The sequence below is a fragment of the Kangiella sp. HZ709 genome, assembly GCF_009674675.1.
Classification (GTDB): Bacteria; Pseudomonadota; Gammaproteobacteria; order Enterobacterales; family Kangiellaceae; genus Kangiella.
Genome location: NZ_WKJC01000002.1, coordinates 457288 through 482905, shown reverse-complemented (window position 1 = coordinate 482905; position 25618 = coordinate 457288). Strand labels below are relative to the sequence as shown.

38 protein-coding genes are annotated in these 25618 nt (G+C 41.9%); 37 read left to right on the top strand and 1 reads right to left on the bottom strand.

Features of this window, described 5'->3' with window-relative positions; genetic code table 11:
- Positions 1 to 7 precede the first annotated feature (7 nt).
- From fusA to rplQ, 32 genes are all read left to right on the top strand, one after another.
- Positions 8 to 2110: an elongation factor G gene (fusA, locus tag GJS41_RS11205; RefSeq protein ID WP_370515705.1), complete on the top strand. Its 2103-nt coding sequence runs from the start codon at positions 8 to 10 to the stop codon at positions 2108 to 2110.
- A gap of 66 nt (positions 2111 to 2176) precedes the next feature.
- On the top strand, positions 2177 to 3367 hold the full coding sequence (gene tuf / locus GJS41_RS11200) for an elongation factor Tu (protein WP_154247440.1): 1191 nt from the start codon (positions 2177 to 2179) through the stop codon (positions 3365 to 3367).
- A 302-nt stretch (positions 3368 to 3669) separates the two neighbouring features.
- A complete protein-coding gene (locus GJS41_RS11195) occupies positions 3670 to 5328 on the top strand; it encodes a DUF1800 family protein (protein ID WP_154247439.1) in 1659 nt (552 codons plus the stop codon).
- A 22-nt stretch (positions 5329 to 5350) separates the two neighbouring features.
- On the top strand, positions 5351 to 6703 hold the full coding sequence (locus GJS41_RS11190) for a DUF1501 domain-containing protein (protein ID WP_154247438.1): 1353 nt from the start codon (positions 5351 to 5353) through the stop codon (positions 6701 to 6703).
- A gap of 287 nt (positions 6704 to 6990) precedes the next feature.
- Positions 6991 to 7302, top strand: a complete 312-nt coding sequence (gene rpsJ, locus GJS41_RS11185; RefSeq protein ID WP_154247437.1) for a 30S ribosomal protein S10 — start codon at positions 6991 to 6993, stop codon at positions 7300 to 7302.
- 60 nt (positions 7303 to 7362) lie between these two features.
- Positions 7363 to 7995, top strand: coding sequence for a 50S ribosomal protein L3 (gene rplC / locus GJS41_RS11180; protein ID WP_154247436.1), 633 nt, complete (start codon positions 7363 to 7365; stop codon positions 7993 to 7995).
- A 17-nt stretch (positions 7996 to 8012) separates the two neighbouring features.
- Entirely contained in the window at positions 8013 to 8615 is a 603-nt protein-coding gene (gene rplD, locus GJS41_RS11175; RefSeq protein ID WP_154247435.1) for a 50S ribosomal protein L4, read from the top strand.
- Positions 8612 to 8905, top strand: coding sequence for a 50S ribosomal protein L23 (gene rplW / locus GJS41_RS11170; RefSeq protein WP_154247434.1), 294 nt, complete (start codon positions 8612 to 8614; stop codon positions 8903 to 8905). Before rplD ends, rplW begins: the two co-directional genes overlap by 4 nt.
- Before the next feature lie 11 nt (positions 8906 to 8916).
- Entirely contained in the window at positions 8917 to 9744 is an 828-nt protein-coding gene (gene rplB, locus GJS41_RS11165; protein WP_154247433.1) for a 50S ribosomal protein L2, read from the top strand.
- An 11-nt stretch (positions 9745 to 9755) separates the two neighbouring features.
- On the top strand, positions 9756 to 10034 hold the full coding sequence (gene rpsS / locus GJS41_RS11160; protein WP_251359005.1) for a 30S ribosomal protein S19: 279 nt from the start codon (positions 9756 to 9758) through the stop codon (positions 10032 to 10034).
- A 15-nt stretch (positions 10035 to 10049) separates the two neighbouring features.
- Positions 10050 to 10382 (top strand): 50S ribosomal protein L22, encoded by a 333-nt coding sequence (rplV, locus tag GJS41_RS11155; protein ID WP_154247432.1) that lies wholly within the window; start codon positions 10050 to 10052, stop codon positions 10380 to 10382.
- A 10-nt stretch (positions 10383 to 10392) separates the two neighbouring features.
- Positions 10393 to 11094 carry a 30S ribosomal protein S3 gene (gene rpsC / locus GJS41_RS11150; RefSeq protein ID WP_154247431.1) on the top strand — a complete coding sequence of 234 codons (702 nt, stop codon included), beginning with the start codon at positions 10393 to 10395 and terminating at the stop codon, positions 11092 to 11094.
- A gap of 12 nt (positions 11095 to 11106) precedes the next feature.
- On the top strand, positions 11107 to 11514 hold the full coding sequence (rplP, locus tag GJS41_RS11145; protein ID WP_154247430.1) for a 50S ribosomal protein L16: 408 nt from the start codon (positions 11107 to 11109) through the stop codon (positions 11512 to 11514).
- On the top strand, positions 11514 to 11705 hold the full coding sequence (rpmC, locus tag GJS41_RS11140) for a 50S ribosomal protein L29 (RefSeq protein ID WP_154247429.1): 192 nt from the start codon (positions 11514 to 11516) through the stop codon (positions 11703 to 11705). The genes rplP and rpmC overlap by 1 nt, the downstream gene beginning before the upstream one ends.
- On the top strand, positions 11705 to 11962 hold the full coding sequence (gene rpsQ, locus GJS41_RS11135) for a 30S ribosomal protein S17 (RefSeq protein ID WP_154247428.1): 258 nt from the start codon (positions 11705 to 11707) through the stop codon (positions 11960 to 11962). The genes rpmC and rpsQ overlap by 1 nt, the downstream gene beginning before the upstream one ends.
- A 112-nt stretch (positions 11963 to 12074) precedes the next feature.
- Entirely contained in the window at positions 12075 to 12443 is a 369-nt protein-coding gene (rplN, locus tag GJS41_RS11130) for a 50S ribosomal protein L14 (RefSeq protein ID WP_154247427.1), read from the top strand.
- A gap of 13 nt (positions 12444 to 12456) precedes the next feature.
- A complete protein-coding gene (rplX, locus tag GJS41_RS11125) occupies positions 12457 to 12768 on the top strand; it encodes a 50S ribosomal protein L24 (RefSeq protein WP_154247426.1) in 312 nt (103 codons plus the stop codon).
- 40 nt (positions 12769 to 12808) lie between these two features.
- On the top strand, positions 12809 to 13348 hold the full coding sequence (gene rplE / locus GJS41_RS11120; protein WP_154247425.1) for a 50S ribosomal protein L5: 540 nt from the start codon (positions 12809 to 12811) through the stop codon (positions 13346 to 13348).
- A gap of 10 nt (positions 13349 to 13358) precedes the next feature.
- Entirely contained in the window at positions 13359 to 13664 is a 306-nt protein-coding gene (gene rpsN, locus GJS41_RS11115) for a 30S ribosomal protein S14 (RefSeq protein ID WP_154247424.1), read from the top strand.
- Between the two features lie 15 nt (positions 13665 to 13679).
- A complete protein-coding gene (gene rpsH, locus GJS41_RS11110; RefSeq protein WP_154247423.1) occupies positions 13680 to 14072 on the top strand; it encodes a 30S ribosomal protein S8 in 393 nt (130 codons plus the stop codon).
- A gap of 12 nt (positions 14073 to 14084) precedes the next feature.
- On the top strand, positions 14085 to 14615 hold the full coding sequence (gene rplF, locus GJS41_RS11105) for a 50S ribosomal protein L6 (protein WP_154247422.1): 531 nt from the start codon (positions 14085 to 14087) through the stop codon (positions 14613 to 14615).
- Between the two features lie 13 nt (positions 14616 to 14628).
- Positions 14629 to 14982, top strand: a complete 354-nt coding sequence (gene rplR / locus GJS41_RS11100; RefSeq protein WP_154247421.1) for a 50S ribosomal protein L18 — start codon at positions 14629 to 14631, stop codon at positions 14980 to 14982.
- An 11-nt stretch (positions 14983 to 14993) separates the two neighbouring features.
- Complete coding sequence (gene rpsE / locus GJS41_RS11095; RefSeq protein ID WP_154247420.1) at positions 14994 to 15497, top strand: 30S ribosomal protein S5; 504 nt, start codon at positions 14994 to 14996, stop codon at positions 15495 to 15497.
- A 4-nt stretch (positions 15498 to 15501) separates the two neighbouring features.
- Positions 15502 to 15684 carry a 50S ribosomal protein L30 gene (rpmD, locus tag GJS41_RS11090; RefSeq protein WP_154247419.1) on the top strand — a complete coding sequence of 61 codons (183 nt, stop codon included), beginning with the start codon at positions 15502 to 15504 and terminating at the stop codon, positions 15682 to 15684.
- 4 nt (positions 15685 to 15688) lie between these two features.
- Complete coding sequence (rplO, locus tag GJS41_RS11085; RefSeq protein ID WP_154247418.1) at positions 15689 to 16135, top strand: 50S ribosomal protein L15; 447 nt, start codon at positions 15689 to 15691, stop codon at positions 16133 to 16135.
- Positions 16135 to 17475 carry a preprotein translocase subunit SecY gene (gene secY, locus GJS41_RS11080; RefSeq protein WP_154247417.1) on the top strand — a complete coding sequence of 447 codons (1341 nt, stop codon included), beginning with the start codon at positions 16135 to 16137 and terminating at the stop codon, positions 17473 to 17475. The genes rplO and secY overlap by 1 nt, the downstream gene beginning before the upstream one ends.
- A 16-nt stretch (positions 17476 to 17491) precedes the next feature.
- Complete coding sequence (gene rpmJ, locus GJS41_RS11075) at positions 17492 to 17605, top strand: 50S ribosomal protein L36 (protein ID WP_154247416.1); 114 nt, start codon at positions 17492 to 17494, stop codon at positions 17603 to 17605.
- Between the two features lie 89 nt (positions 17606 to 17694).
- On the top strand, positions 17695 to 18051 hold the full coding sequence (gene rpsM, locus GJS41_RS11070) for a 30S ribosomal protein S13 (protein ID WP_154247415.1): 357 nt from the start codon (positions 17695 to 17697) through the stop codon (positions 18049 to 18051).
- A gap of 17 nt (positions 18052 to 18068) precedes the next feature.
- Positions 18069 to 18458 carry a 30S ribosomal protein S11 gene (gene rpsK / locus GJS41_RS11065; protein ID WP_154247414.1) on the top strand — a complete coding sequence of 130 codons (390 nt, stop codon included), beginning with the start codon at positions 18069 to 18071 and terminating at the stop codon, positions 18456 to 18458.
- 24 nt (positions 18459 to 18482) lie between these two features.
- On the top strand, positions 18483 to 19103 hold the full coding sequence (gene rpsD, locus GJS41_RS11060) for a 30S ribosomal protein S4 (RefSeq protein ID WP_154247413.1): 621 nt from the start codon (positions 18483 to 18485) through the stop codon (positions 19101 to 19103).
- Between the two features lie 108 nt (positions 19104 to 19211).
- Positions 19212 to 20192: a DNA-directed RNA polymerase subunit alpha gene (gene rpoA / locus GJS41_RS11055; protein WP_154247412.1), complete on the top strand. Its 981-nt coding sequence runs from the start codon at positions 19212 to 19214 to the stop codon at positions 20190 to 20192.
- Between the two features lie 117 nt (positions 20193 to 20309).
- Positions 20310 to 20708 (top strand): 50S ribosomal protein L17, encoded by a 399-nt coding sequence (rplQ, locus tag GJS41_RS11050; RefSeq protein WP_154247411.1) that lies wholly within the window; start codon positions 20310 to 20312, stop codon positions 20706 to 20708.
- Positions 20709 to 20775: 67 nt separating this feature from the next.
- Here rplQ and GJS41_RS11045 read toward each other — a convergent pair whose 3' ends face one another.
- Positions 20776 to 21327, bottom strand: a complete 552-nt coding sequence (locus tag GJS41_RS11045) for a response regulator (protein WP_154247410.1) — start codon at positions 21325 to 21327, stop codon at positions 20776 to 20778.
- A gap of 143 nt (positions 21328 to 21470) precedes the next feature.
- On the opposite strand from GJS41_RS11045, the gene GJS41_RS11040 reads away from it, so the two are divergent.
- From GJS41_RS11040 to GJS41_RS11020, 5 genes are all read left to right on the top strand, one after another.
- The gene (locus GJS41_RS11040; protein WP_154247409.1) at positions 21471 to 22055 is read left to right on the top strand and encodes a hypothetical protein; all 585 of its coding nucleotides are present in this window, start codon (positions 21471 to 21473) and stop codon (positions 22053 to 22055) included.
- Between the two features lie 102 nt (positions 22056 to 22157).
- The gene (gene glyA / locus GJS41_RS11035; protein WP_154247408.1) at positions 22158 to 23408 is read left to right on the top strand and encodes a serine hydroxymethyltransferase; all 1251 of its coding nucleotides are present in this window, start codon (positions 22158 to 22160) and stop codon (positions 23406 to 23408) included.
- A 23-nt stretch (positions 23409 to 23431) separates the two neighbouring features.
- Positions 23432 to 23884 carry a transcriptional regulator NrdR gene (gene nrdR / locus GJS41_RS11030; protein ID WP_154247407.1) on the top strand — a complete coding sequence of 151 codons (453 nt, stop codon included), beginning with the start codon at positions 23432 to 23434 and terminating at the stop codon, positions 23882 to 23884.
- Between the two features lie 11 nt (positions 23885 to 23895).
- On the top strand, positions 23896 to 24993 hold the full coding sequence (gene ribD, locus GJS41_RS11025; protein ID WP_154247406.1) for a bifunctional diaminohydroxyphosphoribosylaminopyrimidine deaminase/5-amino-6-(5-phosphoribosylamino)uracil reductase RibD: 1098 nt from the start codon (positions 23896 to 23898) through the stop codon (positions 24991 to 24993).
- Entirely contained in the window at positions 24993 to 25601 is a 609-nt protein-coding gene (locus GJS41_RS11020) for a riboflavin synthase (RefSeq protein ID WP_154247405.1), read from the top strand. Before ribD ends, GJS41_RS11020 begins: the two co-directional genes overlap by 1 nt.
- Positions 25602 to 25618: the final 17 nt, after the last annotated feature.

Here is a 25618-nt window from a genome sequence, read left to right as displayed (position 1 = left end):
GTCTATTGTGGCACGTAAAACCCCAATTAAAAGATACCGTAACCTTGGTATCGTTGCGCACGTTGATGCGGGTAAAACCACTACAACTGAGCGTATTTTGTTCTACACAGGTCTTTCTCATAAGATTGGTGAAGTACATGATGGTGCAGCAACGATGGATTGGATGGAGCAGGAGCAGGAGCGTGGTATTACCATTACTTCTGCTGCAACTACAACCTTCTGGCGTGGTATGCAAGGCCAATTTGACGAACACCGTATTAACATCATTGACACCCCTGGTCACGTCGACTTTACTATTGAAGTAGAGCGTTCTTTACGTGTGTTGGATGGTGCTGTTGTTGTTCTTTGCGGCTCGTCAGGTGTACAACCTCAAACTGAAACTGTATGGCGTCAAGCGAATAAATACGAAGTTCCTCGTATGATTTTCGTTAATAAGATGGACCGTGCTGGTGCAGATTTTGATATGGTTGCTGATCAATTAAAAGAGCGCTTGAACGCAAACGTAGTTCCAATGCAAATGACTATTGGTGCTGAAGACGAGTTCAAAGGCGTTGTTGATTTAATTAAGATGAAAGCGATTCTTTGGAATGAAGCCGATCAAGGTATGACTTTTGAATATGCTGATATTCCTGCTGATTTAGCTGACCGTTGTGCTGAAATGCGTGAGTTCATGGTTGAAGCTGCAGCTGAAGCATCAGAAGAGTTGATGGAAAAATATCTTGAGACTATGGAACTTTCTGAAGAAGAAATTAAAGCGGGTATCCGTCAACGTACATTAGCGAATGAAATCATTCCAATGTTCGGTGGTTCTGCTTTCAAAAACAAAGGTGTTCAAGCGGTTCTTGATGCAGTTATTGAGTACATGCCTTCACCTGAAGAAGTTAAGGCGATTGAAGGTATTCCTCACGCTGAAGCAGATGAGTCTGAAACTCAAACTCGTGAAGCTGATGATGATGCGCCATTTGCGGCATTAGCATTTAAAATCGCGACCGACCCATTTGTTGGTACTTTAACTTTCTTCCGTGTTTACTCTGGTGTTATTAACTCTGGTGATCACGTAATGAACTCTGTTAAGAGTAAGAAAGAGCGTATCGGCCGTATCGTACAGATGCACGCAAACTCTCGTGAAGAAATCAAAGAAGTACGCGCTGGTGACATCGCGGCAGGTGTAGGTCTTAAAGACGTAACAACTGGTGATACTTTATGCGCATTGGATAATCAAATTATCCTTGAGCGTATGGAATTCCCTGATCCAGTAATCTCGGTTGCTGTTGAGCCAAAGACTAAAGCTGACCAAGAAAAAATGGGTATTGCTTTAGGTAAGTTGGCACAGGAAGATCCATCTTTCCGTGTACAAACTGATGAAGAATCAGGCCAAACCATTATTTCTGGTATGGGCGAGCTTCACTTAGATATTCTTGTTGACCGTATGCGTCGCGAGTTTAAAGTTGAAGCTAATATCGGTGCACCTCAGGTTGCTTATCGTGAATCTATTCGTAACGCGGTTGAAGTCGAAGGTAAATTCGTACGTCAATCGGGTGGTCGCGGACAGTATGGTCACGTTTGGGTTAAACTTGAGCCTCAAAAAGAGGGCGCTGGTTTTGAATTCGTTAACGAAATTGTTGGTGGTGCGGTTCCTCGTGAATACATCGGCGCAGTTTCTAAAGGTATCGAAGAGCAGTTAGAGAACGGTATCTTAGCGGGTTATCCTGTATTAGACGTTAAAGCGACTTTATTTGATGGTTCTTACCATGATGTAGATTCGAATGAAATGGCGTTTAAAGTTGCTGGTAGTTTAGCGGTTAAAAATGCTGCTGCTACAGCTAACCCTGCATTACTTGAGCCAATGATGAAAGTAGAAGTTGTTACTCCTGAAGAATACATGGGTGACATCATGGGTGACCTTAACCGTCGCCGTGGCCTACTTAAAGGTATGGACGAAAATCCATCAGGTAAAGTAATTAACGCTGAAGTACCACTTTCAGAAATGTTCGGTTATGCAACTGAGATGCGTTCCTTGTCACAAGGTCGCGCAAGTTTCACTATGGAATTTGCTCATTACTCAGAAGCACCTAGCAACATTGCTGACGCAATTATCAATAAAGGTTAAGATACGGCTTAACCTTGTTTAACAAAATTTTATAAGTTTTTTAGAGAATCTAGAGGTAATAGGAAGATGGCTAAAGAAAAATTTGAACGTAATAAACCGCACGTTAATGTTGGTACAATTGGCCACGTTGACCACGGTAAAACAACTTTAACAGCAGCGATTTGTACAGTGTTATCAAAAGTATATGGCGGCGACGCACGAGCTTTTGACGAGATTGACAACGCTCCAGAAGAGAAAGAGCGTGGTATCACGATTTCGACTTCACACGTTGAGTATGAAACTCCAAACCGTCACTACGCGCACGTAGACTGCCCAGGTCACGCGGATTATGTAAAGAACATGATTACTGGTGCTGCTCAAATGGACGGCGCTATCTTAGTATGTTCAGCAGCTGACGGCCCTATGCCACAAACTCGTGAGCACATCTTGTTATCACGTCAGGTTGGTGTACCAAAAATCATCGTATTCTTGAACAAGTGCGACATGGTAGATGACGAAGAGTTATTAGAGTTAGTTGAAATGGAAATCGTAGAGTTATTAGATCAATACGAATTCCCAGGTGACGAGACTCCAATCATCCGTGGTTCAGCTTTGAAAGCTTTAGAAGGCGACCAAAGTGATATCGGCGAAGCAGCGATTGTAAAGTTAGGCGAAGCTTTAGATACTTACATTCCAGAGCCAGAGCGTGTAACGGACAAGCCATTCTTGTTACCGATTGAAGACGTATTCTCAATCTCAGGTCGTGGTACAGTAGTAACAGGCCGTGTAGAGACCGGTATCGTAAAAGTTGGTGAAGAGATTGAAATCGTAGGTATCAAGGAAACTACTACTACTACTGTTACAGGTGTAGAGATGTTCCGTAAGTTACTAGACCAAGGTGAAGCTGGTGATAACGTAGGTGTTTTATTACGTGGTACTAAACGTGATGAAGTAGAGCGTGGTCAAGTATTGGCTCACAAAGGTACGATTAATCCTCACACTAAGTTTGAGTCAGAGGTTTACGTATTATCTAAAGATGAAGGTGGTCGTCATACTCCATTCTTCAAAGGTTACCGTCCACAGTTCTACTTCCGTACAACTGACGTGACTGGTGCTGTTGAGTTACCAGAAGGTGTTGAGATGGTAATGCCAGGCGATAACATCAAGATGGTTGTGACTTTGATCAACCCAATCGCGATGGACGAAGGCTTACGTTTCGCAATCCGTGAAGGTGGCCGTACAGTAGGTGCTGGTGTTGTTGCTAAGATCTTTGAATAAGTCTTAGTTTAATAATGCTAGAACTTCGGTTCTATCTTAAAACCCTGCTTCGGCAGGGTTTTTTTATGACAAAAATTGGCAGTAAAGGCATTAATTTAAAAGAGATTAAATTAATGAGATAAGGATAAAAAGGTACCTATCACCCATAAAACAAGCAAAAAACCAAACTAAGTCTCATCTTTAAGCGTAAAAAATCACATTTTATAAATAATGGTAAATTCTGAGCAGGGTTTAGATGTATTTGTTGTCAGTTATATTTACACTATACCTATTATTTTTGGGGCTTAGATAGGATATAGATCATGCAAATCAAAAGTCTAATTTTAGGCGTTGCAACCTTCTTGATAGTTGCTTGTGGTGGCGGCTCGGATTCTGATACTGATAGTGGCACACCTCCGCCGGTTGGGGGCACTCCGCCGCCGCCTGTAACCAAAGCTGCAGCGGTAACTTTGCTCGAGCAAGCAACCTTTGGAACTAGGCTAAATGATATCGACGATGTAGTTAATCGAGGCATTGAAGGCTGGATTGATAGGCAATTAAACTTATCACCAAGCCCACACTTAAGGTATTACGATATTGTCACCATCGCGGATAACGATACTTGGAGTCAACATGTCAATGCTTGGTGGATGCGTTCCATTAGAGCAGAAGATCAATTACGCCAAAGAGTAGCTTTTGCCCTTAGTCAAATTTTAGTGATTGGTCAATCAGGTGTTAACAGCAACGGTATAGATGGGGTTAAATCTCTTTCAAATTACTACGATGTGCTTTTAATTAATGGTCTTGGTAATTATAGAAATCTAATTGAAGCTGTTACCTTAAATCCTGTTATGGGTGAATACTTGAGTATGTTGCGCAATGAAAAGCCGAACCCAGATAAAAATATTCGTCCTGATGAGAATTATGCGCGTGAATTAATGCAGCTATTCACTATTGGGTTGGTTGAGTTGAATTTGGATGGCACGGTAAAAACTGACGCACAAGGTAATTCAATACCAACTTACGGGCAGGAAGAGATCGAGGGTTTCGCGCATGTTTTCACTGGCTGGACTTGGAGTAATATGGACCGCTTTAAAGAGTGGCGTCAAGATCGTGATTTGTTGAAACCGATGAAAGCTTTTCCAGATTATCATGATACGGGTGAAAAAACCTTATTGAATGGTGTTGTTTTACCCGCTGGACAAACACCTGAGCAAGATCTAGAGCAGGCATTGGATAACATTTTTAATCACCCGAATGTTGGCCCATTTATTTCAAAACAATTAATTCAAAAGTTAGTCACCAGCAACCCTTCCAATGCATACGTGCAAAGAGTTGCTACCATCTTTAACAATAATGGTAGTGGTATTCGCGGTGATATGAAGGCAGTGGTTAAAGCTATACTGATGGATACCGAAGCGCGAACCGGCAACACAAGTGCTGATAAAGTTTTTGGCAAAGTTAAAGAGCCGTTATTGCGTTTAACTGCGCTATGGAGAGCTTTTGATGGCAACGCAGCTAACGGGATTTATGATTTCCGATGGGTGAATAATGATTTTTCGCAAGGGCCTTTGCAATCGCCCAGCGTATTTAATTTCTTTTCGCCATTTTATGCACCGCAAGGCCAGTTTAAAGATAATGATTGGGTTGCACCAGAGCTTCAGATCCATTCAGAGGGCACTATGGCAAAAATGACCAATCATTTGCATTGGCGAGTCTTAAGTATGAACAATTTTGCGAATGATAATCCGGACGCGGACGACATACTCATAAATATTACGAGGGAACGAGATTTAGCTTCAGATCCTGAAGCATTATTGGATCACTTGAATCTATTGTTGCTGGCTGAAAAGATGAGCCCAGAGCTTAGACAGACAGCATTAGATTTTATGGCAACTTACGGTGATGAAAATTTTGAAGAAAAAGCTGCTGATGCTATTGGATTAATCATTACTTCACCTGAATTTGCAGTACAACAATAGGAGCCATAACTGGATAAAGCATATGAGTAAATTGAATCGTAGAGATTTTTTCAAGTTAGGTGCTGGAACTATTGCTTCAGCAGGACTAATGAATTGGTCGCAACCCTTGATAGCGGCTGGCGCTCCTCCCACTGATTATAAGGCAATCGTCAATATCTTCTTTTTGGGTGGCAATGATGGTTTTAACATGGTCATCCCAAGAAGTGATTTCGAATATAATGAGTACTCAGCATCACGTCAAAATTTAGCGGTAGCTAGGGGTGATATTTTACCGATTAGCCCAATCACTGCAGGGGGGGCTCAATTTGGTTTTCACCCTGCCTTTAGTGAAATGCAGCAACTATTTTCGGATGGCAAGTTAGGAGTTATGGCTAATGTAGGTAATCTAATACAGCCAGTGACTAAAGGCTCTTTAGAAAATCCTGCCACGCCAAGACCTAGACAACTGTTTTCGCATAATGATCAGCAAGATCAGTGGCGTTATGGTGATCCTGATACCACTAAAACAGGTTGGGGCGGGCGGTTAATGGATTATAAAGTGATGGATAATACTAATGCTTTGTTAACCGCCATGTCTATTGGTGGTCGTTCCAAATGGTTGGTAAGCGATCAAAATCTTGATATTTCTATTGGAAGTAATGGCTTTGATCGTTATAACTATGTGCGTCCAGATAGAAATTGGACACAGGATCGCCGAACAGCTTTTCGGTCATTGTTAGATACTAGCTATAGCAACCCTTTCACTAAAGAGTTTTCTGATACTCAGAAGAGAACCATGGAACTGATTGAGCAAGTTGGAGATTTAACCAATAATTTAGCCGACTTCACAACCCAGTTACCACAAGATCGAAACCGCTTAGCAGAAAGCTTAAGGATGGTAGGACGTATGATTGCTATCAGAGAGCAGCTAGGTATGACTCGTCAAGTATTTTATGTGGCGATGGGAGGTTTTGATACTCATGACGATCAAAATACTCGCCAACCAGCATTATTAGGTCAAATAAGCCAAGCGATGAAATACTTCTATGACTTGACTGTTGAGTTGGGTGTTGAAAACTCAGTGACCAGTTTCACCAGCTCTGAGTTTGGCCGTACTTTAACATCCAACGGTGATGGTACTGATCATGCTTGGGGTAATCACCAACTGATGATGGGAGGAATGGTACGTGGTGGCGATATCTATGGCACTATGCCTAGCTTGGAAATTGGGGGGCCGGATGATTATCGAAATGATGGCCGCATTATTCCAACTACATCGGTGGAACAATTCAGTAAGCCAGTATTGGATTGGTTCGATGCAGAGCCCGCGCAAATATCGACGATTCTGCCAAATTTAAATGCATTCAATGCTAATGCAATTAATTATATGCTCTAGGCCTACATTTTTAAGTTAAAGCCAGTATATACCTGGCTTTTTTTATGTAATTAATTCGGGTAATTAGCTTGCGTATAGGGTTGGATTCACCTATAATTCGCGTCCCTTTGTAGGCGTCATTGCCACAATTAGGGTTGTTCTTGCAAGGCAGTTTCTTTATAAGTTATTGATTTTGCTAACAACAGGCTCGATTTGAGTCTGATTAATAAATGGTTACCGCGCCCCTCAATGATGTAGGGTGGAGCGGTTTTTTATGTTCTTTAAATGTAATTTAGGAGTTCTTTGCAATGGCAAAGCAACGTATTCGAATCAGATTGAAAGCATTCGATCACAAGTTGATTGACTTATCAACTTCAGAGATCGTGAACACTGCTAAGCGTACTGGTGCTCAGGTTAAAGGTCCTATTCCTTTGCCTACTCGTAAAGAGCGCTACACCATCTTGATTTCACCACACGTGAATAAAGATGCTCGTGATCAGTATGAAATCCGTACTCACAAGCGTTTAGTAGACATCATTGATCCAACTGAGAAAACAGTTGATGCATTGATGAAATTAGATTTAGCAGCGGGTGTTGATGTTCAAATTAGTCTTACATAAGACTGATTGTTAGAACACTCACTGAATTTGGGTTGATAACCATTTTATAGAGGTTAAAACATGGCTATCGGAATTGTAGGTATAAAGCGTGGTATGACTCGTGTCTTCACTGAAGACGGCGTTTCTATTCCCGTGACCGTAGTAGAAGCCGATCCGAACCGTATCGCTCAGTTGAAAACAACTGAAGTAGACGGTTACGAAGCGGTTCAAGTAACTACCGGTACCCGTAAAGCAAACCGTATCACTAAAGCAGAAGCAGGCCACTTTAAGAAAGCAGGCGTGGAAGCTGGACGTGGTTTGTGGGAGTTTCGTGTAGATACACTAGAAGGTTTTGAAGTTGGCGGCACTATTAATGTCGAAACTTTTGAAGCTGGCCAAAAAGTTGACGTAACCGGTACTTCAAAAGGTAAAGGTTTCGCTGGCGCAATCAAACGTTGGAATTTCCGTGGGCAAGATTCTACTCACGGTAACTCGGTTTCTCACCGTGCTCCAGGTTCGATTGGTCAAAACCAAACGCCTGGCCGCGTATTCAAAGGTAAGAAAATGTCTGGCCACATGGGTGCGGAACGCGTAACAGTACAAACTCTAGAAGTTGTACGTGTTGATGCGGAACGCAATTTGTTATTAATCAAAGGTGCCGTACCTGGCGCTACCGGCGGTGACGTAATTGTTCGTCCTGCTGAGAAAGCTTAAGCCTAAGGAGTTTGACTATGGAAATTAGTTTAACAACTGGCGGTGCACTTGAAGTTTCTGAAGTTGCTTTCGGTCGTGAATTTAACGAACCGTTAGTACACCAAGTAGTTGTTGCATATATGGCAGCTGCTCGCGCGGGTACTCGTGCTCAGAAAAACCGTAGCGCTGTAAGCGGTGGTGGTAAGAAGCCATGGAAACAGAAAGGTTCTGGTCGTGCTCGTGCCGGTACTATTCGTTCTCCATTATGGCGTAAAGGTGGTGTGACTTTTGCTGCACAACCTCAAGACTACACGCAAAAAGTGAACAAGAAAATGTATCGCGGTGCAATCCAAAGCATCTTGAGCGAATTAGTTCGTCAAGAGCGTTTGATTGTAGTAGAAGAGTTTAGCGTTGACGCTCCTAAGACTAAAGAGCTAGTCGCTAAGCTTAAAGATTTAAACGCAAAAGAAGCTTTGATCGTTACTGATTCAGTAAACGAAAACTTATTCTTAGCTTCTCGCAACTTGCATAAAGTTGACGTTCGTGACGTTGACGGTATCGACCCAGTTAGCCTAATCGGTTTTGACAAGGTTGTTATGACAGTTGCTGCGATTAAGAAAATCGAGGAGAAATTAGGATGAATCAAGAAAGAATCTTAAAAGTCCTAAAGGCACCTCACGTTTCTGAAAAAGCAACGATTTTAGCTGAAACAGACAATCAGTTTGTTTTCAAAGTGGCGGTTGATGCGACTAAGCGTGAAATCAAGAAAGCTGTGGAAACGTTATTCGAAGTTGAAGTCGATTCAATTCGTACTTTAAACGTAAAAGGTAAAACTAAGCGCTTCGGAATGGTACAAGGTAAACGTGCCGACTGGAAAAAAGCTTACGTTTCATTGAAGCCTGGTCAAGATCTTGACTTTGTGGCGGAATAAGGAGACTAGTTATGGCAGTTATAAAAGCTAAACCAACTTCTCCGGGTCGTCGTTTCGTTGTTAAAGTTGTAAACGAAGACTTGCACAAAGGCAAACCTCACGCGGCTTTGTTAGAGAAGAAATCAAGAAATGGTGGTCGTAACAACAACGGTCGTATTACAGTACGTCACGTTGGTGGTGGTCATAAGCAACACTACCGTGTTATCGACTTCAAGCGTAATAAAGATGCTATCCCTGCGACGGTTGAGCGTTTGGAATATGATCCAAATCGTTCAGCACACATCGCATTAGTTTGCTATGCAGACGGTGAGCGTCGTTACATCATTGCACCTAAAGGTCTTAAGACTGGTGCTCAGATTATTTCTGGTGATGCAGCGCCGATTAAAGCGGGTAACACTTTACCAATGCGCAATATCCCAACGGGTACTGTTATTCACAACATCGAGTTGAAACCAGGCAAAGGTGCACAAATGGCACGTTCTGCTGGTGCTTACGCTCAGTTAGTGGCGCGTGATGGTGCTTATGTAACTTTACGTTTACGTTCAGGCGAAATGCGTAAAGTTTTAGCCGAAGGTCGTGCGACTATCGGTGAAGTAGGTAACTCTGAGCATATGCTTCGTAGCCTAGGTAAAGCCGGTGCCACTAGATGGCGCGGTGTTCGTCCTACGGTTCGTGGTGTAGCGATGAACCCAGTTGATCACCCGCATGGTGGTGGTGAAGGTCGTACTTCTGGTGGTCGTCACCCTGTATCTCCATGGGGCACGCCTACTAAAGGTAAGAAAACCCGTAAAAACAAGCGTACTGACAAGTTTATTGTCCGTCGTCGTAACAAGAAATAGAGGACAGCATAGTGGCACGTTCATTAAAGAAAGGCCCTTTCATTGACCTTCACTTGTTGAAGAAGGTTGAGGAAGCTGCGGCCTCTGGCTCTAAAAAGCCAATTAAAACATGGTCTCGTCGTTCTACCGTTTTTCCAGAAATGGTTGGTTTGACGATTGCCGTTCACAATGGTCGTCAACACGTACCAGTTTTCGTATCAGAAGACATGGTAGGTCACAAGTTAGGTGAGTTTGTATTAACTCGTACTTACTATGGCCATGATGTTGATAAAAAAGCTAAGAAGCGATAAGGCGAGGAGTGAAAGATGGAAGTAGCAGCAAAATTGCGTAACGCTAGCATCTCAGCACAGAAAATGCGTCTTGTAGCTGATCAAATTCGCGGCTTACCAGTAGAAAGAGCATTGAACCTTCTTGAGTTCAGCCCAAAGAAAGCGGCTGTACTCATCAAGAAAGTTCTTGAGTCTGCGATTGCAAACGCTGAGCATAACGAAGGCGCTGACATTGACGAATTAAAAGTTTCGACTATTTTCGTTGACGAAGCAGCTACCGCTAAGCGTATGCGTCCGCGCGCTAAAGGTCGTGGCGACCGTATCTTGAAAAGATCAAGCCACGTTACTGTAAAAGTATCGGATAACTAGGAGAGATAGTATGGGTCAAAAAGTACATCCTAATGGTATCCGCTTAGGTATCGTTAAGAAGCATACAGCTACATGGTATGCCGAGCGCGGAGAATATGCGGATAACCTTGAAGGTGATATCAAAATCCGTAACTGGTTGGTAAATGAATTAAAAAGCGCTTCAGTATCTCGTATCGACATCGAGCGTCCTGCTAAGGCGATCCGTGTGACTATTCACACAGCTCGTCCAGGTATCGTTATCGGTAAGAAAGGTGAAGATATTGAAAAATTACGCGCTAAAGTTAGCACTATGGCTGGCGTACCTGCTCAAGTTTCTGTTGAGCAAATTCGTAAACCAGAACTAGATGCTAAATTGGTTGGTGATAACGTAGCTCAGCAATTAGAGCGTCGTATTATGTTCCGTCGTGCTATGAAGCGTGCGGTACAAAATGCAATGCGTGCTGGCGCTGAAGGTATCAAGATTCAAGTAAGCGGTCGTCTTGGCGGTGCTGAGATTGCTCGTTCAGAGTGGTATCGTGAAGGTCGTGTACCTTTGCACACACTTCGTGCGAACATAGACTATGCACACTGTGAAGCATTGACTACTTACGGCATCATCGGTATTAAAGTGTGGATTTTCAAAGGCGAAGTTCTTCCAGGTCAAGAAATTGTTGAACCTAAAGAAGAGCGCAAACCACGCCGCAGAAAAGCTGCACCACGAGCTAAGAAGTAGGGGTAGCGAATAATGTTATTACCTAAAAGAACTAAATTCCGTAAGCAACATAAGCTTCGTAACCGTGGTTCTCAAACCATGAACGTAAGCTTTGGTGAGTTCGGATTAAAAGCAACAGGCCGTGGTCGTATGACAGCTCGTCAAATCGAAGCTGCTCGTCGTGCCATGACTCGTCACATGAAGCGTCAAGGTAAAGTTTACATCCGTGTATTCCCTGACAAACCAATTACTAAGAAGCCATTAGAAGTTCGTATGGGTAAAGGTAAAGGTTCTGTTGAATATTGGGTAGCGCAGATTCAACCTGGTCGCATGTTATATGAAGTAGAAGGTATTGATGAAGGTTTAGCGCGTGAAGCTTTTGCTTTAGCAGCAGCTAAGTTACCTTTCAAAACTACTTTCGTTAAACGTACGGTGATGTAATGAAAGCTGTAGATTTGAGAGAAAAAAGCGTTGAAGAGCTTAATGTACAACTTATCGAGTTGTTACAAGAACAGTTCAAAAAGCGTATGGAAAAGGCTACGGGCCAGATGGAAACGACTCATGAAATTCGTGTGATTCGTCGTGACATCGCTCGTGTTAAAACCATCATCAACGAAAAGGCGGGTTCATAATGAGCACTGAATCAATTCAACGCACATTACAAGGCAAGGTCGTTAGTGACAAGATGGATAAGTCCATTACGGTTCTTATCGAGCGTCAAGTGAAGCATCCTTTATACGGAAAATTCATGAAACGTTCTTCTAAGATCCACGCACACGATGAAGCCAATGAGTGCAACATGGGTGATGTAGTTAAGGTAGTTGAGTGCCGTCCACTTTCAAAAACCAAGTCTTTTAAATTGGTTGAGATTGTTACAAAGGCTAACTAATTAGCAACATCGGTTAACCCTGAGAAAGAAAGTTTTTCTTGGGGTTAGGAATTTTAGAAATTTAATGGTATACTCTCGCGCCATTTTAGCGCGGGTTTAAGCGGAGAAAACCATGATCCAGATGCAGTCAATGCTAGACGTAGCCGATAACTCAGGCGCCCGTCGAGTAATGTGTATTAAAGTGCTGGGTGGTTCGCATCGCCGTTATGCTAACGTTGGTGACGTTATCAAGGTGAGCGTAAAAGAAGCGATTCCACGCGGTAAAGTTAAAAAAGGTGATGTGTTGAACGCAGTTGTTGTTCGTACTCGTAAAGGCGTACGTCGTCCAGACGGATCTTTGATCAAGTTTGACGGCAATGCGGCTGTTATGTTGAACAGTAACTTGCAACCAATCGGTACTCGTATTTTTGGACCTGTAACACGTGAATTACGTGGTGACAAGTTCATGAAGATCGTATCACTTGCACCTGAAGTTTTGTAAGAGAGATAAGATCATGCAAAAGATTAAGAAAGACGACGAAGTCATCGTAATCGCAGGCAAAGATAAAGGTAAGCGCGGAACTGTAAACCGTGTATTGCCTAACGGCCGCGTGATTGTTTCAGGCATCAACTTGGTAAAGAAACATACTAAACCAAGTCAAGGTGCTGACGGTATGCCTACTGAAGGTGGTATCGTAGAAAAAGAAGCTGCTTTGGATTCATCTAACGTTGCCATCTATAACCCAGAAACGGGTAAGGCTGATCGCGTTGGTATCAACCCAGAGACAAAAGAACGCTTCTTTAAGAAAACTGGCGGCGCGATTTAATCGCTCTGCCTTTAGTTTATTTTAAATAGGTAATTTAAAAATGGCGAAACTGCACAACTTTTATAAAGAGACTGTAGTAAGTGAGCTTCAAGAGAAGTTTGCTTTCAAGTCAGTTATGCAAGTCCCACGCATTACCAAGATCACATTAAACATGGGTCTCGGTGAAGCTATTGCGGACAAGAAAATACTGGAACACGCAGTCAATGACATGACCGCAATATCAGGCCAAAAACCAATTATCACTAAAGCTCGCAAATCTGTTGCTGGTTTTAAAATTCGTGATGATTATCCAATTGGTTGCAAGGTAACACTACGTGGTGAGCGTATGTGGGAATTCCTTGAGCGCTTTATTTCAATTGCGATTCCTCGTATTCGTGACTTCCGTGGTTTAAACCCTAAATCATTCGACGGTCGCGGTAACTATTCTGTAGGTATCAAAGAGCAGATCATTTTCCCTGAAATTGATTATGACAAAGTTGATAAAATCCGTGGTATGGATATTACTATTACTACGACTGCAGCTAACAATGAAGAAGGGCGTGCTTTATTAGATGCGTTCAACTTCCCATTGAAATCATAAGGAACGCGCAATGGCTAAAACATCTATGGTTCAGCGCGAACTAAAGCGCACCAAAACAGTAGCGAAATTCGCAGCTAAACGTGCGGAGCTTAAAGCAATCATTAACAATCCAGAATCTACTGAAGAGCAGGTTTGGGAAGCACAAGTTAAATTGCAAAAGTTACCACGTGATGCAAGTCCAAGTCGTCAACGTAACCGTTGTCGTGTAACAGGTCGTCCTCATGGCGTTTTACGTAAGTTCGGTTTATGCCGTAACAAATTACGTGAGCAAGCTATGTTAGGTAACGTTCCTGGTTTAGTTAAAGCAAGCTGGTAGTCGGGAGAATAGATCATGAGTATGCAAGATCCTATTGCAGATATGTTGACTCGTATTCGTAACGGCCAAGCTGCTGCGAAGAAAAACGTAAACATGCCTGCTTCAAAATTAAAAGCATCAATTGCTAAAGTGTTGGCTGATGAAGGTTTTATTTCTGGTTATAGCGTTTCTGACGAAGTCAAAGCGACTATGACGGTTGAATTAAAATACTACCAAGGTCGTCCAGTAATTGATGAATTGAAACGTGTTAGTCGTCCTGGTCTACGTATCTATAAGAAAGTAGACGAATTACCAAAAGTAATTGGCGGTTTAGGTGTTTCAATTATTTCAACCTCAAAAGGTGTCATGAGCGATCGTGCTGCGCGTAAAGCGGGTCACGGTGGTGAAGTCATCTGTACTGTAGCGTAAGGGGAATTTAAGATGTCACGTGTAGCAAAAAGCGCTGTATCTATTCCTTCAGGTGTTGATGTAAACATCAGCAATGGCGTGATCAGTGTAAAAGGTTCAAAATCAACTCTTGAACAGAAAATGCACCAAGACGTAGTAATTAAGGTTGAAGATGGCGAAGTTACTTTCGCACCGTCTGAAACTGCTACTAATTGGGCAATGGCTGGTACTTACCGCTCTTTAGTTAACAACATGGTTGTTGGCGTAACTGACGGTTTCGAAAAGAAACTTCAGTTAGTGGGTGTTGGTTATCGTGCTAACGTTCAAGGTAAGAAAGTTAACTTAACCCTCGGTTTCTCACACCCCGTGGTTCACGACGTTCCAGAAGGCATCACAGTTGAAGCGCCTTCACAAACTGAACTTGTGATCAAGGGTGCGAACAAGCAAGTTGTTGGCGAAGTAGCAGCGAAGATTCGCGCTTACCGTCCACCAGAGCCTTATAAAGGTAAAGGTGTACGCTACGTTGACGAGCATATTGTTCGTAAAGAAGCTAAGAAGAAGTAGTAGGGCTTAAGATATGAAAAAGAAAATCCAACGTATTCGTCGTGCGACCAAAAGCCGCGCGAAAATGCACGAGTTAGGCGCTAACCGTCTAGTCGTGAACAGAACACCTCGTCATATTTACGCTCAAGTAATTTCTGGCGAAAATGGTTCTGTAATTGCAAGCGCTTCTACAGTTGAAAAGTCAGTTCGCGGCGACGTGAAATATACTGGCAACGTAGATGCAGCGAAGCAAGTAGGCACTCTAGTAGCAGAGCGTGCTTTGGAAGCGGGCGTAAAGCAAGTTGCTTTTGACCGTAGTGGTTTCAAATATCATGGTCGTGTTCAAGCGTTAGCTGATGCGGCTCGTGAAAAAGGCTTACAATTCTAAGGTGACGACAGATGGCTAGAGAAGTAGAAAATCAAGAAGGTTTAGTTGAGAAGTTAGTCAACGTAAACCGTGTTGCTAAAGTTGTTAAAGGTGGTCGTATTTTCGGTTTCACTGCTTTAACAGTAGTTGGTGACGGTAAAGGAAAAATCGGTTTCGGTCGTGGTAAGTCGAAAGAAGTTCCAACTGCAATTCAAAAAGCAATGGAGCAAGCTCGTCGTAACATGATTCAAGTTGATTTGAAAGACGGTCACACATTGCAACACCCAATTAATGCCCGTCACGGCGCATCTAAGGTATATATGCAACCAGCATCAGAAGGTACTGGTATCATTGCCGGCGGTGCAATGCGTGCGGTATTTGAAGTGTTAGGCGTACAAAACGTTTTAGCGAAAAGCGTAGGCTCTACAAACCCAATTAATATTGTTCGCGCAACTATTAATGGTTTGAAGCAAATGTCTTCTCCAGAAATGATGGCGTCTAAGCGTGGTAAAACTGTAGAAGAGATTTTGGACTAAGACCATGGCTAAGAAAATGATGAAAGTAACGCAGACGCGTTCTAGCATTGGCCGTTTAAAAGCGCATAAAGCGTGTTTAACTGGCTTAGGCTTGCGTCGTATCGGTCATACAGTAGAAGTTGAAGATACTGCTTCAACTCGCGGTATGGTAAACAAAATTTACTACATGGTTTCTGTAGAGGAGTAATGACATGCGTTTAAATACTTTAATGCCAGCTCCTGGTAGTAAGAAAAAAGCCAAGCGTGTTGGTCGTGGTATCGGTTCTACCGATGGTAAGACTGCAGGTCGTGGTCACAAAGGTTTAAAATCGCGTTCGGGCGGTAAAGTGAAAATTGGTTTCGAAGGTGGTCAAATGCCATTGAAACAACGCTTACCGAAGTTCGGTTTCAAATCGCGTAAATCTTTGGTAACGGCTGAAGTTCGCTTGAGCGAATTGGCAAAAGTTGAAGGTGAAGTAATTGATATGTTGAGCTTGAAAGCAGCTGGACTTATCACTAACAAAATCCTTAACGTTAAAATTATGTTGTCTGGTAGTATCGATCGCGCAGTTACTGTTTCTAACGGTATCCGTGTGACTAAAGGTGCTAAAGCAGCTATCGAAGCGGCAGGCGGCAAAGTGGAAGAGGCGGCTGAATAATGGCCTTGAATCCACAGCAGTTAGCGAAAAGCGGTGGCTTATCGGAGCTCAAACAACGTTTGTTGTTTGTGCTTCTTGCTATTGTGGTATTCCGAATTGGATCTTTTATTCCGGTTCCTGGTGTTAATGGTTCGGTATTAGCGGACTTTTTAGCGCAAAGCACAGGAATTAGTGATCTATTAAACGTATTTTCAGGTGGTGCTTTAGAGCGTGCGTCTGTTTTTGCATTAGGTATCATGCCGTATATTTCGGCCTCGATTATCATGCAAATCATGACTTATGTTCATCAGCCATTAAAAGAACTTAAGAAAGAAGGTCAAGCTGGGCAGCGTAAGATTAATCAATATACGCGCTACTTCACTGTTATCTTAGCAACTGTACAGGCATTCGGTATGTCGACTCAGTTACCGGCTATGATTCCAGGCTTAGTTGATAATCCAGATTTTTCTTTCTATTTTGTGGCAATTGTTACTCTGGTAACGGGCACAATGTTCTTGATGTGGTTAGGCGAGCAAATTACTGAACGTGGTATTGGTAACGGTATTTCAATCATTATTTTGGTTGGTATTGTCGCGGGTCTTCCGCCATCAATCGCCCAAATGTTCAGCGATGCTTATGACGGCACTCGTAATGTACTAGAAATTTTAGTGTTTGGTGTTTTTGCTTTAGCGGTTGTTTACTTTATCGTTTGGGTAGAAAGAGCTTTGCGTCGTATTACTATTAATTACGCTAAGCGCCAACAAGGCAATAAAGTTTACGCTGCACAAAGTAGTTATTTACCAATGAAAGTCAATGCTGCGGGTGTTATCCCAGCAATTTTCGCTTCCAGTATCGTATTGTTCCCAAGTACATTATTGTCTTGGTTCTCTACCGGTTCTGCTGAAGTAACTTGGTTTACGACTTTGTCGCAGAACTTACAGCCAGGTAAGCCTGTATATATGCTGATGTATGCGGCGGGTATTATCTTCTTTGCATTTTTCTATACTGCATTGACTCAAAACCCACGTGATACAGCTGAAAATTTGAAGAAACAAGGTGCGTTCATTCCAGGTATTCGTCCTGGGCAACAAACTGCTGGTTATCTTGATAAAGTTACAACCCGATTAACATTCTGGGGCGCGCTTTACATGACAGCCGTATGTTTGTTACCTGAATTCTTAATCTTGTTCTTTAATTATCCGTTCTACTTCGGTGGAACTTCACTACTGATCATCGTTGTTGTCGCTATCGATTTTATGGCTCAAGTGCAAGCGCACTTAATGTCACAGCAATATGACTCAGTTTTAAAGAAAGCAAACCTCCACAAACAAGGCCCTGGCGGTCGAGTTCGTGGTCGCTAGCGTCTTGGAGTAACTTATGAAAGTTCGTGCTTCTGTAAAAGCAATGTGCCGTAACTGCAAAGTGATTCGTCGTCACGGAGCGGTACGTGTAATCTGTACTGACCCACGCCATAAACAGCGTCAAGGTTAGTTAATTTAATTGGTTGATTTTCAAGTTCAAGGGCGTTAGAATACGCGCCCTTTTGAAGCTTGCTAATCACATTTTAGGAGAACCTGTTAATGGCTCGTATAGCTGGTATTAACATTCCTGTACATAAGCATGCTGAGATCGCATTGACCGCTATCTATGGTATCGGTCGTCCTCGTGCACAGAAAATCTGTGCTGATGCAGGAGTTGAACCTACTGCAAAGATCAAAAGTTTGAGCGAAGATCAAATTGAAAATCTACGTAACGAGGTGAGCAAATTTACCGTTGAAGGTGATTTGCGTCGCGAAATCAACATGAATATTAAACGTTTGATGGACTTGGGTTGTTTCCGAGGCATTCGTCACCGTCGTAACTTACCACTTCGTGGTCAGCGTACGAAGACAAATGCTCGTACCCGTAAAGGTCCGCGCAAACCTATTAAGAAATAATTTAGGTATTATTAAACATGGCTAAATCACCTCGTTCTACGAAAAAGAAAGTCAAAAAGCATGTTGTTGACGGTATGGCGCATATTCACGCGTCATTTAATAATACCATCATCACCATCACAGACCGCCAAGGTAATGCTCTTTCATGGGCAACTGCCGGTGGCTCTGGCTTCCGTGGTTCACGTAAATCTACTCCTTTCGCTGCACAGGTTGCGTCTGATCGCGCTGCTCAAGTAGTTAAAGAAATGGGTATGAAAAATGTTGAAGTATTTGTTAAAGGTCCTGGACCAGGTCGTGAGTCTGCTGTGCGTGCATTGAACGCTGCAGGTTTCAAGATCACTAACATTACTGACGTGACACCAGTCCCTCACAACGGTTGTCGTCCGCCTAAGAAGCGTCGCGTATAACCAAGAGATTAACGGGAGTTAATAATGGCTAGATATTTAGGTCCAAAGTTAAAATTGTCGCGTCGTGAAGGTGTAGACTTAGGTCACAAATCAGGCGTACGTGCAATTGAAACTAAGTGTAAAATTGAAGTTAAACCAGGTCAACACGGTGCAGGCCGTGGTCGTTTATCTGACTATGGTTTACAGTTGCGTGAAAAGCAAAAAGTACGTCGTATCTACGGTGTATTAGAGCGTCAATTCCGTAACTATTATAAAGAAGCAGATCGTTTAAAAGGTGCTACAGGTGGTAACTTGTTACAGCTTTTAGAATCTCGCTTAGATAACGTGGTTTTCCGTATGGGTTACGCTGCAACTCGCAGCGAAGCTCGTCAACTAGTAAGCCACAAAGCAATCCTAGTTAATGGTAAAACAGTGAACGTTCCTTCATATGTTGTTAAGTCTGAAGACGTTGTTTCTGTGCGTGAAAAATCTCAAAAGCAAGCACGTATTACTGCTGCTTTAGAATTGGCTGCACAGCGTGATATGCCAGAATGGATTGATATTGATGCTAAGAAGATGGAAGGAACTTTCAAGCGTATGCCTGAGCGTTCTGAGCTTGATGCTAGCATCAATGAAAACCTAATTGTGGAACTTTACTCGAAGTAATCTACAAGGTTTAATACGCCAAAGCCTGAGAGTTTTTACTATCAGGCTTTTGTGCGTTATATAAAACGTTTAATTACGAAAATTTTTAATCCTTAGAAGAGGGATATTATGTCAGCTACTGAATTTCTAACTCCGCGTCAGATTAAGGTTGAATCTAACGAAGGCACTAAAGCTCGCGTTATTTTGGAGCCATTTGAGCGTGGTTTTGGACACACTTTAGGTAATTCTCTTCGTCGTATATTACTGTCATCTATGCCAGGTGCGGCTGTGACAGAAGTTGAAATCGACGGCGTTCTTCATGAATACTCTGCAATTGAGGGTGTACAAGAAGACGTAATTGATATCCTTTTGAATTTGAAAGGCCTAGCTGTTCTTCTTGAAGATAAAGAAGAAGCGACTTTAACCTTACAGAAAAAAGGTGAAGGCGTTGTTACTGCTGCTGATATAGCAGAAGTGACTGGTGCTGAAGTCATTAATAAAGACCATTATATCGCTACTTTAAACAAGGGCGGCGCTTTGAATATGCGTATTAACGTTCGTTTAGGTCGCGGTTATGAAGCTTCAAATACTCGCAAATTACCAGAAGGCGAAGATAAGCCAATTGGTGTTCTACACGTAGACTCTTCTTTCAGTCCAATGAAAAAAGTTTCATACACAGTAGAAGCTGCACGTGTTGAACAGCGTACTAACTTAGATAAATTAGTATTGGATTTAGAAACCAATGGTACTATCGATCCTGAAGAAGCAATTCGTCGTAGCGCGACTATTCTTCAAGAGCAATTAGCTGCTTTCGTTGATTTGAAAGACGAGAAGCAAGCTGAGCCTGAAAAAGAAGAACCAGCAGTAGATCCAATCTTGTTACGTCCTGTTGATGACTTAGAGTTAACGGTTCGTTCAGCTAACTGCTTAAAAACTGAGAACATCCATTACATTGGTGACTTAGTACAGCGCACCGAAGTTGAGCTTCTTAAAACACCTAATTTAGGTAAGAAGTCGTTAACTGAAATTAAAGACGTTTTAGCATCTCGCGGACTATCTTTAGGCATGCGTTTAGAAAATTGGCCTCCATCAAGTATCCTAGAAGGATAATTGATAGTCGCTCAATAGTTTAAGGCGCTATTTTGATAGCGCCTGATTTGTTTAAATATTATTCAAGCTTTCTCAGTACTATTGCAGGCTGAGATTAAATAGAGTGAGGAACTCAATATGCGTCATCGTAAATCAGGTCGTCAATTAAATCGTAACAGCTCACACCGTAAGGCTATGTTCAAAAATATGACTGCGTCATTAATTGAGCATGAATTAATCAAAACTACTTTGCCAAAAGCAAAAGAGTTAAGAATGGTTGCTGAGCCGCTAATCACTTTAGCGAAAAAAGATACTGTTGCTAATCGTCGTTTGGCATTTGCTCGTATCCGTAACAATGCTGCTGTTGCAAAATTGTTCGCTGAATTAGGCCCTCGTTACCAAGAGCGTCCAGGTGGCTACTTACGTATTTTGAAGTGTGGAAACCGTCCAGGTGACAACGCTCCAATGGCATACGTAGAGTTAGTTGATCGTCCAGTTGTAGAAGAAGATTTCGAAGAAGAAGCCGTTGAAGAGTAATCTTTAGTTTCTTATCAGAAATTTAAAAAGCCGGCTTAATTGCCGGCTTTTTTATAGGTAAATTAAGTTACTGAACTTCGGTCAGAAAATTCTTTTGATGCTCATAATTAGTTAAAGAGCGTGCTAATTTGTGTTGTAGCTCTTGAATGGAATTAGAATTAGCTGCGTGCTCTTGTACAAGGTTATGTGCCTTTTCAGTATATTTAGAGAGTGTTTTAGCAAGCTCAACCAGTTGTTTATGGTTGAAGTGAATATTCTTTTTTAAGATTATTTTTTTACAAAAGTTTATAAGATCGGATTGTTGATGCGGCGCTGTAAAGAAACTATTTATATCTTGTTTATATACCCATTCGCGTAGGGTGACGCTATCGCTATCAGAGTATATACATAGTTGAGTTTGCTTTCCTGCAGAGCGGACAATTTTACGAACAGCGGGGTAGCCTAAGGCATTGTTCAATGAGACGAGTACTAAACCCAACTTTTGCTTCTCAGCATTAATGAATGCATCAGCGTCTTGACTAGTTTTAACGTACTCTACGACGCAGCCAGCGAGTTCTAATTCTTTGATAAGTTTTGCTAGATGGCCTTTATCATCATCTAGCATTAATAATTTTTTCATCTAATACAGTAGGTTACTGATTAAAACATTAGTATACTTTAACATTGTTATTTAAGTGTGAATGAAAAATTAGTTAAAATTTTGCTAACTATATTTTAAAAATGTGAGGCATTACAACTTTGTTTTCTAAAACGTTAAAAATTTTGACAATTATATCCACCACTTTTATTTTAGGTGGCTGCTTAACTTTTAAACCAGATAATGTTGATAATTTATGCAGTGTTTTGACGGATGAGGATTGGTATGAGGCTGCACTTGAATCTCAGAAGAAGTGGGGAACACCTATTCATGTCCAGTTGGCAATCATGCATCAAGAGTCGAAGTTCATTCATAATAGCAAACCGCCTCGTAAGTGGTATTTGGGCTTTATTCCTGGGCCGAGACCTTCCACGGCTTATGGTTTTGCACAGGCTTTAGATACTACTTGGGATACTTACATTAAAGCGACCAGTAATTCAGGAGCTGACCGGGATGATTTTGATGATGCGATAGACTTCATTGGCTGGTACACGGCAACTAGTCATCGTAAGCTGGGTATTTCTAAATGGGATGCGAAGGAACAATATTTTGCTTACCATGAAGGGTGGGGCGGCTATCAACGTAAAACTTACCTAGCTAAGGGTTGGTTAAAAAAAGTTGCGGAAAAAGTCGGAAAGCGCTCGTTAACTTTTGCTAGCCAATATAAGCAATGTCGAAGAGAATTAGACAATAATCTTGGGTGGTTTTAGTAAGGTAGTTTAATTAATAATAATTGACGCATTTTTTTAGCTTATCGGTTAAAATGGCATCACTTTCCTTAGAACTTATTTAACATTATTTGAGGTTGGCTAATGTTAGGCAATACTACTTCCCTGAAAGACTTCGATCCTGAATTAATGGCTTCTATGGAAGCTGAGCAAAAGCGTCAAGAAGAGCATATTGAACTGATTGCATCTGAAAATTACACCAGTATGCGTGTTATGCAAGCTCAAGGATCAGTCCTGACTAACAAGTACGCTGAAGGTTATCCTGATAAGCGTTATTATGGCGGCTGTGAGTATGTTGATGTTGCTGAAAAGTTGGCCATTGAAAGACTCAAAGAATTGTTTGGCGCAGATTATGCAAACGTACAGCCTCACTCAGGTTCGCAAGCTAACAGTGCTGTCTACATGGCTTTATTGCAACCCGGTGATACCGTATTGGGAATGAGTTTGTCAGATGGTGGTCATTTAACGCATGGCTCTAAAGTAAACTTTTCTGGCAAGATTTATAATTCAGTTGAGTATGGTGTCGATGAGAATGGTTATATCGACATGGATAATGTTGAAGCTTTAGCGTTAGAGCATAAGCCTAAAATGATCATCGCAGGTTTCTCAGCTTATTCACGAGTAGTTGATTGGTCGAAGTTCAGAGAAATTGCGGATAAAATTGGCGCTTATCTATTTGTAGATATGGCGCATGTATCGGGTTTGATTGCCGCAGGTGAATACCCCAACCCGGTACCTTATGCTGATGTAGTAACTTCAACTACTCACAAAACTTTAGCAGGTCCTCGCGGCGGGATTATTCTAGCTAAATCTAACCCTGATTTAGAAAAGAAACTCAATTCAGCTGTATTTCCTGGTGGTCAAGGCGGCCCATTGATGCACATAATCGCAGCTAAAGCGGTAGCCTTTAAAGAAGCTTTAAGCGATGAGTTTAAGCAGATGCAAGTTCAGGTTAAGGCTAATGCTAAAGCGATGACCGAAGTCTTAATGGCTAGAGGCTATAAAATCGTGTCAGGCGGCACGGATAACCATTTATTCTTGATTGATTTAATTGATAAAGATATTACCGGTAAAGACGCTGAGGCAGCGTTGGGCGCAGCTAATATTACAGTGAATAAAAATACAGTACCGAATGAGCCTCGTTCACCGTTTGTAACCTCAGGTTTACGTATGGGTACACCAGCTATGACTACTCGAGGCTTTAAAGAAACTGAGTCAAAAGAGTTAGCTGGTTGGATATGCGACATTCTAGATGATATAGAAAACCAAGAAGTCATTAGTTCGGTGAAAGCAAAGGCGCTCGAATTAACGGCGCGTTTTCCAGTGTATAAGTAAGATAAGAAAACTTAGGAACCAGTATGCATTGTCCATTTTGTTCAAACACCGATACTAAGGTTATCGACTCGCGGTTAGTAGCTGACGGTTCTCAAGTTCGCCGTCGTCGTGAGTGTTTGTCTTGCCAGGAGCGTTATACGACGTTTGAGGCTGCGGAATTGGTTATGCCTAAAGTAGTAAAGTCTGATGGTACTCGTGAACCCTTTAATGAAGATAAGTTGCGTTCAGGTTTAACAAAAGCCGTAGAAAAGCGCCCTGTAAGTGTCGAGGCGTTAGAGGCGGCGGTAAGTAAGATTTTATCTTTTTTACGCGCAACCGGTGAACGCGAAGTTTCAGCCAAAGTAGTGGGTGAGCAAGTTATGGCTGCATTACGTGGTTTGGATAAAGTGGCTTATGTTCGTTTTGCCTCGGTCTATCGTGATTTCAAAGATGTGCAAGCTTTCCGCGAAGAAATTGATAAGTTAGAGAGCGACTAGTAAGTTTCGAAATGAATTTCTCTAAGCAAGACTCAATATATATGGCGCGAGCCATTGAGTTAGCCAAGAAAGGTTGGTTTACGACCAGAGCTAATCCGAGAGTGGGCTGTGTCATTGTAAAGAATGATCAGATTATTTCTGAAGGATGGCATGAAAAAGCAGGTTTAGATCATGCTGAAATCAATGCCATCAATAATGCATCGCAAGATTTAACAGGCGCTACCGTATACGTAACCTTAGAGCCTTGCTCACATTTTGGGAAAAAGCCTCCTTGCGCTTTGGCTTTGGCGAAAGCTGGGATTGTAAAAGTTATTTGCGCTATGCAAGACCCTAACCCACTTGTGGCAGGGAAGGGAATCGCACAATTGATCGAAGCTGGTATTCAGGTTGAAACTGGCTTGATGGAATTAGAAGCGACGCAACTGAACTCTGGATTTATAAATCGTATGACCTTGGGGCTGCCTAGAGTTGTTATAAAAAGTGCAATAAGCCTTGATGGGAAAATTGCGATGGCTTCCGGCGAGAGTCAATGGATTACAGGTGAGCAGGCGAGAGCCGATGTTCAACAGTTAAGAGCTGAGTCGTGCGCAATTATTACAGGTACTGGCACAGTTATAAATGATAATCCGTCTTTGAACGTGCGTGATACAAAGTTTTTGAATAAATCGTATTTTGAACAACCCCTCAGAGTAGTGATTGATTCACAAGGTTTGCTCGATGCGGATGCAAAAATTTTTCAGCAGCAGGGCGAAGTTTGGCTCGTAACGGGTAACTGGCAAAATAAAAACTATCCAGCGAACGTTAATCAAGAGATTGTTGATACTAATGAATTTGGGAACGTTGATTTATACCAATTGTTGCTGCAGTTAGCAGATAGAGGTATCAATCAAGTTTTGGTGGAAGCAGGTTCTGGCTTAGCAGCAGCATTTTTAGAGCGAGGATTGGCCGACGAATTGGTGGTTTATATGGCTCCAAAAATTTTGGGTTCTAGCGCTATGTCAGCTTATCAGTTGCCTTTCGATAAAATGTCCCAATCTATAGGTGTGGATTTAAAAGATGTTCGTCACTTTGGTGATGATCTAAAACTAAGTTATAGCGTAAAAAAATAATGTTTACAGGAATCATAGAAGCAACTGGAAAAATCACAGCTATTGAACCAAAAACATCTGGGTCAAATCAAGGCGATGCTATTTACCATTTCGATACAGGCAAGTTAGATTTGGCTGATGTGAAACTTGGCGACAGTATTGCCTGTAATGGTGTATGTTTGACCGTTATAGAAAAATTTGACGACGGATTTTCTGCGGACGTTTCAGTAGAGACGATTCGCGTCACACGCTTTGCTGATTATAAAGTAGGACAAGTGATTAATTTTGAGAAAGCTATGCTACCAACAACTCGTTTTGGCGGTCATATGGTTTCTGGTCATGTAGACGCGATAGGTGAAGTAATCAATGTTGAACCGGCGGCACGCTCTATTCAATATCAAATTAAAGCGCCGGAATCTGTGTTACGTTTCATTGCGATTAAAGGTTCGATTACAGTGGATGGTATTAGCTTGACCGTTAACAATCTTAAAGATGATTGTTTTTACTTAAACTTAGTTCCGCATACCTTACAAGAAACTGTCGCAGATTCTTATGAGGTTGGCACTAAAATAAATTTAGAAATTGACTTGGTTGCTCGTTATTTAGAGCGATTAATGATTAATTCGTAAGCCAAAGTAGGCATATT